This window comes from Mesorhizobium waitakense, from assembly GCF_056431085.1.
This window is the reverse complement of record NZ_JBWKME010000241.1, coordinates 1-6,722: the sequence shown is the minus strand read 5'-3', so window position 1 is coordinate 6,722 and position 6,722 is coordinate 1. Positions and strand designations below refer to the sequence as shown.

Below are 6,722 nucleotides of genomic sequence, written 5' to 3'. Positions count from 1 at the left end.
AACAGGACTGACGGAGGCGTTATCCAGGCCGGCCGCAGCGCTCCCACATAGCTGGCGGAGGCCGGCCTGGATAGCGCCGGGCAAGTTGAACTCCTTCGTTGATGCTGGGCTCCCCGGATGGGGGTCCGGGGGAAGGTTGAACAACTTGTGGACAGTGTAATCGCAGCTTCGAGCATTACGATTCAGGAGCGCAGATCAGCGGACGGCCTTGATGCCCATGTCCCAATGATCCTCCGGGACGGAGCGCTTTACGATCCTGATCTGGATCGCTTTTTACGCGATCTTCCTCTCAATGGCGTTCGCTCACGCCATTCCCTTCGTGCCTATGGCTACGACGTTCTCGTCTGGGCTCGTTTTCTTTCGGAAGCCTGCGCCAAGACGATATGGCAAGCCGACCGGCATGATGTCCTTGCCTATCATCGCGTCCGCCGCCGCGCCGAGGTCGGACAACGCATTTCCGCCGCTTCGTGGAATCGCGCCGTTGCCTGTCTCGATCGGCTATATCGCTGGGGTGTGCAGGAAGGACTGATTGCAGAAGCACCCTTCACGCATCGCTCGGTCTGGAGGCAGGGGTACGGTGGGCGCCGGTCGCAGATGGCCGCGCGGAACGATGCCTATGAACCTGCCGCGCGTCGAGCGGACGTCAGTTTCGTCACGCTCGAGGACTATCGGCGCTTTCGGGATGTCGGCCTCAAGGCGCTTTTGCCTGACGGCCGCACACGCCCCGGCGCCCGTGATCGCAACGGTATCCGCAATGCATTGTTCGCCGATCTCCTCGTGACCACAGGGCTTCGGCTGGAAGAAGCATCATCTCTCTTCACCTCCGATCTCGTTTTCGCCGATCAGCGTCCGGGCCGTCAGGTCTGGCTGGATCTGCCGGACGCCCAGACCAAGGGCGATCGCGGTCGCCAGATCCTCGCTCCCGCTCGACTGCTCGCACAGGTGCGCGCCTATGTCGATGTCGAGCGAGCTCATGCCATCACGAAGTTTCAGCAGCGGTCAGGATGGCAGTCGATCGACCGTCCGATCTTCGTTCATCAGGAACGGCACCCGGCCCGGCTGCGACTGCTGGACGGTGGCGACATCGCTCTCGATCTGCTCGACCCCGAGGAACGTTGCCGGATTATTGTCTGCAACAGCAACGGCACGCCGAGCGAACCGGCGGCATTGTGGCTTTCGGAGGTCGGCATGCCGGTGCAGCCGAACTCGTGGGAAGTCATTTTCGCCCGCGCCTCCAGCCGGTGCCGGTCCCTCGGGTTCGATATCAACATCAGCCCGCACCAGCTACGCCACACCTTTGCCGTTCACATGCTGGCGATGCTCATTCAGCACCGTATCCGTGACGCTGCGCTTCCTGCCGGCTCGATGGAAGGATACCGGCAGATGCTCGGTGATCCTCTCCAGCAGGTGCAACGGCTTCTCGGCCATGCCAGCCTGACGACGACCTACATCTACCTCGACCACATCGCGACGCGTGCCGATACCGTCGATGCGGCCGTCGAGGAACTTCTGGCGCTGCTTCCCTCGGAGGCTTCGCTATGACGGGCCGGCCGCGCAAGGGAGCCTCGGTCCGCTTTGCACCGGCCGATGGCATCGCTCCGATGCACGCCAGAGATCCGGTCATCGGGCTGCGCTTCAATATCGAGGCGCGTTACGGTGGAACGCTTGAGGTTGACCTCGCTGGCGTGCATCCGCGACCCTTCGCCATCGCCTTTGCAGGAGCTCTGCGTCGGCAGTCCGAGCTTGGTGGTTCGCTCGGCGCATGCAGCACCATCAAGCAGCATTTGCAGGCCTACTTGAAGTTTTTCGCATATCTGCGCGAGCATTCCACGGCAAAGAAGCCCGCCGATCTGCGTGCTGACGACATCGATGGATACGAGGATTTCCTCGAAGCCGGCGGGATGACTCCGATCCACCGACACACTGTCCTCGCCAAAGCTATCCTTGCCCTTCGCTCGATCGACGCCGACCAGCCTGGTCTTCTGAATGAAGGGGTTCGCCATCGGCTGCGCTACACCAGTGCACGATCTGTCGGACGATCCCGACCACGAGACGCCTACAGCCCTTTCGTTTCAAGGCAGCTTCGAGACGCTGCGCGTGGCGACATCGCCAGGATATTCCGGCGGATCGGGAAGCCGCTCGATGAAGCCGACAACTATGCCAACCTTCGCAGAGTGACCGACGAGGCCAATGCCCGGATCGTCGCCTTCGGCAGGCTCAGCAGTGGGGACCGCGCCTTCAAGAGCCTATACTTCATGAGGCTGCGGCGCGGTCTTCCGGTCTCGAACCTGTCCGAAGATTTGCACGCACGCTTCCATCTGCGCGCGATGGATATTCCACCACTACTGACCTTCCTGTCCCTGGAGACCGGCTTAGAGCTCGAATGCTGCAAGGCGTTGACGATCAACTGCCTTCAGAACCCTGGACCCGGCACGATCGAGATTGCCTATGTGAAGCGGCGTGCCCGCGGCGCCGAGCACAAGCACATCCGTGTCCGTGATGGCGGGATCGGGACACCGGGTGGTCTGATACGCAAGCTGATCGAGGCAACGGCATTCACACGGCGGTTCGTCCCAAGCGAGAACCTTTGGCTCTATTATTACACCGGGCGGAAGCAGCTTCGCGCAGGTCTGGAGCATCAGCAGGAACTCGTAGCCAGATGGATAAAGGGGCATGATCTCGTTGATGACGATGGTGAGCCGCTCCGCCTCGTTCTTTCTCGGCTGCGTAAGACCCACAAGGCGCTCTGGTATCTGAAGACCGAGGGCCATATGGCCCGTTTCGCCGTTGGACATACTCCCGAGATCGCCGCACGCCACTACGCGGATATCCCTTCGCTACGCCCGCTGCACGAAGCCACCGTTGCCGAGGCCTTTTCCGAAGTCGCGGCGGCGGCCGGTCCGATCGTCCTGGCACCCGCCGAGGAAGATTTCTGGCGGCAATGCGACCCCCCGCCCGAAGGGCCCGAGGACCGCGACAGTATCCTGCGTGGTGACCAGGACGTTTGGCTCGCCGCATGCTCTGGTTTTGATCGCAGCCCCTTCGGAGGACCGGGCGAACCTTGCCCGCAACCATTCTGGGGCTGTCTCGAATGCCGCAATGCGGTCATCACCGCGCGCAAGCTGCCCGCGATCATCGCATTCCTACAGTTTATCGAAGAACAGCGGGCGGGTCTCTCCGCCTCAGAGTGGGCAATGAAGTTTGGCCGCGCCCATGCGCGCATCGCCGGGCAGGTTCTGCCGGCATTTCCCGAGAGCATGATCGCCGCAGCCCGCCGTGAGGCGGAAGAGCACACCCTTTATCTCCCGCCGGAGGCCCGCCAATGAGGGGATTGTCGCCAGCAGCTTCCTCACGGCAATACGATCTGCGCCCAGTTCTCGCGACCGCTCCGCTAAAGCCTGGTTTTGATCGGGACGCTCTGTCGCGCTACAGCGATCCGAGCTGGGATCTCGGTCCGGCCGTGTTTCGCGAGAGCGCTCGCCGCTGTCACGTCACCGTGCATTTCGGGTCGATCGAGGATGTGAGCGTCCGCGAGGCGTTGCGCGAACTTCTCTATGCCCGGCTCAACGTCGACCTGCCAGGTCACCGCAAGATCCTTTCTCCCGGTAGTGTCCGACAGGTCTTCAACCGCGCCCGACGCTTCTTCGAGTTCGTGCGTGATGAACTCGGTGAGGTCGATCTCCGCCGCGTCGACCAGCCACTTCTTGACCTCTATGCCCGGCACCTCAAAGCCGACCGTGCTCGTCGGCCGGTCATCGTCACCCAGCTACTGGAGGTCCCGTTCGATCTCTATACCTATCGCGATGATCTTCCTTCCGGAGGACTGTCATTCCAGCCGTGGGCCGGAAGACCTCCTGCGCGTGTCGCGGGCTATCGTCAGGTTCGCGAGAACCGGACACCACGGATTCCCGAGGCAATCATATCGCCGCTGCTGGCCTGGTCGATCCGGTATGTCACCGAGTTTTCCGCCGATATCTTCGCAGCCCGTGAGGAGATGGACCGTCTCGAAGCGCATTGCGCCGCGCTCATCGAGCAGGACAGCGTTCTCGACCGTCAAGACCGACGGCGCCAGCAGCGTAACCGGCTTGAGGACTATTTCGGGCGGCTTCGCAGGGAAGGTCGCGGGGTGCCGATCTGGGGCACCGCCCATAACGGCATATTCCTCCGGCATCCCGCGACAGGAGACCTGTCGCCACCCGTCAACTCCCACCTGCTTCATCTGCACATCGGCATCGACGCCCGCGCAGAGAAGCGAATGCATGTTCAACTCGCAAGTGGTGCGCCCGATCTCATCGATGCCGCTCTACGCGAACTCGGCGTGGAAGCTGGAGGGATGGATACGCCGATCGCCATTCTGCCTGAGACCGGTAAGCCGTGGCGACCCCGCTTCGACGCCAAGACCCTCGCTGCGGAAGAGCGCATGCTGCAGTCGGCGGCCTACATCCTGTGCGCCTATCTGACCGGCATGCGGGACTGCGAAGTCCAGGCGATGCAGCGTGGATGCCTTTCCCTGACGCGCAGCGAAGACGGCATGATCATGCGCCATCGTGTTCGGTCCGTCGCCTATAAAGGCAAGTCCACCCAGGGCGAACCTGCCGACTGGGTCACCATCGAGCCCGTTGCCAGAGCTGTCGAGGTTCTGGAACGCCTGTCGTTCCGCGTTGCATCAGCCCGCGGCCTCGAGACGCTCTGGCCCGTTCTGATCGCATGGCCTGTTTGCAAGGATCACCTCTCGGCCGAGATCGTCCGCCAGCTCAACCGATTCCGGGATCATCTCAACGACCTGTTCGGCACACCTGGCATGCCGGCGATCCCGAATGGGCCAGGTGATCAGCCTTGGCGGATCACGACGCGGCAGTTCAGACGAACGATCGCATGGCACATCGCCAATCGTCCCTTCGGCACCATCGCCGGCATGATCCAGTATAAGCACGCCTCCGTCGCCGCTTTCGAGGGATATGCCGGCTCCAGCCGATCCGGCTTCCGAGCGGAAGTCGAGAACCAGCGTAGTCTCGGCCAGCTCGATGACCTGTTGATCTATTTCGACGAACGACAGGCCGGAGCCACGCTGTCCGGGCCTGCGGCGGCACGGATCGCGAAGACGCTCGACAGCATATCGGATGATCTAGGCCCGCTTCCGGCCATGATCGCCGATCGAGCCCGGCTGCGCACCATGCTCGCGAGCCTCGCGCGAACATTGCATGTCGGTGTGCTGGCCGATTGCTTCTTCGATCCCGGTACGGCCGCCTGTTTGAAGCGGGCCACCGGAGCCAAAGGCCCGCTGACCGCGCTTTGCCAGCCGACTCTTTGTCCAAATGCCTGCATCACCGCGAGGCACCGGCCAGTATGGGCACGTTCCGCCCAGGAAGCCGCAACCCTGTTGAAGGAGAAGCGGGTGTCCCAGCTTCAACGAAGCATTCTTCAGCAGGACCTTGAGCGGGCGAGGAAGGTCCTCGATAGCATAGACGAAGGCCAATCCGCGCCCGGCTCCTAAGTGGAGCCGGGTGTGCTCCTGCGCCGGTGGCCGCCCGGCGTGGTCGGAGCGCGCGATGCCCGGCGCATCCGCGCAACGGCTGATCGCCGTCCTCCGCTTGCGCTCCGGCTCTGCGAGTGCGCGGCCGCACCTGAGGCATCGCAATCCGCTGCTCCGACGCCGGGACATCCCCCGGCGGAGAAGGAGCAATGATCATGACAAGACAAAAAATCAGGAACAGCCGCCCGAGCGGGCGGCAGGAGAGGAAGAGGACGGCCGGAGTCGGGCGGTCGGTTGAGGGGGCGAGAAAGGCTCGCGCCGCCGGCCGCGGAGATTCCCCAATGTCCAGCACATCAGCATCCGTCCAGCGCGCCGACGTCTATTCTCGCGTTACAGCCGAGATCATTGCCGCGATCGAACAAGGCGCTGGCGAATGGCGTGCGCCCTGGTTCCACAATGGCACCAGCATCGCGCGCCCGACCAACCTCTCGTCTGGAAAGCGATATCGCGGCATCAATACGCTGGCCCTTTGGGCCGCAGGCTTCGCAGCCGGATATGGCGACGGCCTCTGGGGCACCTATAAGCAATGGCAGAATGCTGGCGCGCAGGTTCGTGAAGGAGAACGCTCCACCACTGTGGTGTTGTGGAGGGAGATCCAGTCTTCCCGGCAGGCCGACGACGAGGACGCTGATGACGGGCATCGGCGCATGTTCGCCCGTGCATTCTCGGTTTTCAACGTCGCTCAGGTCGACGGCTACGAGCGCCCGGCGACTCCTGTGCTGCCCGAGGCGGAACGTCTGGCCCACGCTGAAGCATTCATCGCGAACCTAGGCGTCAAGACCCAGTTCGGGGGATCGGAAGCCTATTATCGGCCGTCTGCCGATACGGTGTTCATGCCGCCATTCACCTCGTTTCGCGACGCCGCGTCATTTTATGGGGTGTGGCTCCATGAATGTGGGCACGCCAGCGGCTTCAAGCACAGGCTCGACCGTGATCTTTCCGGGCGCTTCGGATCAGCGGCCTATGCAGCCGAAGAATGCTGCGTGGAAATTCTCAGCGGGCTTGTCCTGGCTGATCTGGGAATCGCCCACCATCCGCGCCCCGACCACGCAGCCTATGTTGCCTCCTGGCTTAAGGTCCTCAAGGACGATCCCAAGGCCATCTTCACCGCAGCGAGCAAGGCGCAGCAGGCAGCCGACTGGATGCACGCTCAGCAGCCCCAGGCAGAGGAGATGGCGGCATGATCAGC

At 62.9% G+C, this 6,722-nt stretch carries 4 protein-coding genes; all 4 read left to right on the top strand.

The genetic code is table 11. The features are described from left to right. Positions 1–117 precede the first annotated feature (117 nt). The 4 genes from AC07FD_RS39520 (at position 118) to AC07FD_RS39505 (ending at position 6,717) form a co-directional block, all read left to right on the top strand. On the top strand, positions 118–1,542 hold the full coding sequence (locus AC07FD_RS39520) for a tyrosine-type recombinase/integrase (RefSeq protein ID WP_478354213.1): 1,425 nt from the start codon (positions 118–120) through the stop codon (positions 1,540–1,542). Further along, complete coding sequence (locus tag AC07FD_RS39515; RefSeq protein ID WP_095204695.1) at positions 1,539–3,326, top strand: hypothetical protein; 1,788 nt, start codon at positions 1,539–1,541, stop codon at positions 3,324–3,326. The genes AC07FD_RS39520 and AC07FD_RS39515 overlap by 4 nt, the downstream gene beginning before the upstream one ends. After that, positions 3,323–5,494 (top strand): integrase, encoded by a 2,172-nt coding sequence (locus AC07FD_RS39510; protein WP_478354212.1) that lies wholly within the window; start codon positions 3,323–3,325, stop codon positions 5,492–5,494. Before AC07FD_RS39515 ends, AC07FD_RS39510 begins: the two co-directional genes overlap by 4 nt. A 320-nt stretch (positions 5,495–5,814) precedes the next feature. Further along, a complete protein-coding gene (locus AC07FD_RS39505; protein ID WP_478354211.1) occupies positions 5,815–6,717 on the top strand; it encodes an ArdC family protein in 903 nt (300 codons plus the stop codon). Positions 6,718–6,722: the final 5 nt, after the last annotated feature.

Excerpts from the sequence above, each read along its gene's own strand:
- AC07FD_RS39520 (WP_478354213.1), top strand. The coding sequence starts at position 118 with ATGGGGGTCCGGGGGAAGGTTGAACAACTTGTGGACAGTGTAATCGCA.
- AC07FD_RS39515 (WP_095204695.1), top strand. The coding sequence starts at position 1,539 with ATGACGGGCCGGCCGCGCAAGGGAGCCTCGGTCCGCTTTGCACCGGCC.
- AC07FD_RS39510 (WP_478354212.1), top strand. The coding sequence starts at position 3,323 with ATGAGGGGATTGTCGCCAGCAGCTTCCTCACGGCAATACGATCTGCGC.
- AC07FD_RS39505 (WP_478354211.1), top strand. The coding sequence starts at position 5,815 with ATGTCCAGCACATCAGCATCCGTCCAGCGCGCCGACGTCTATTCTCGC.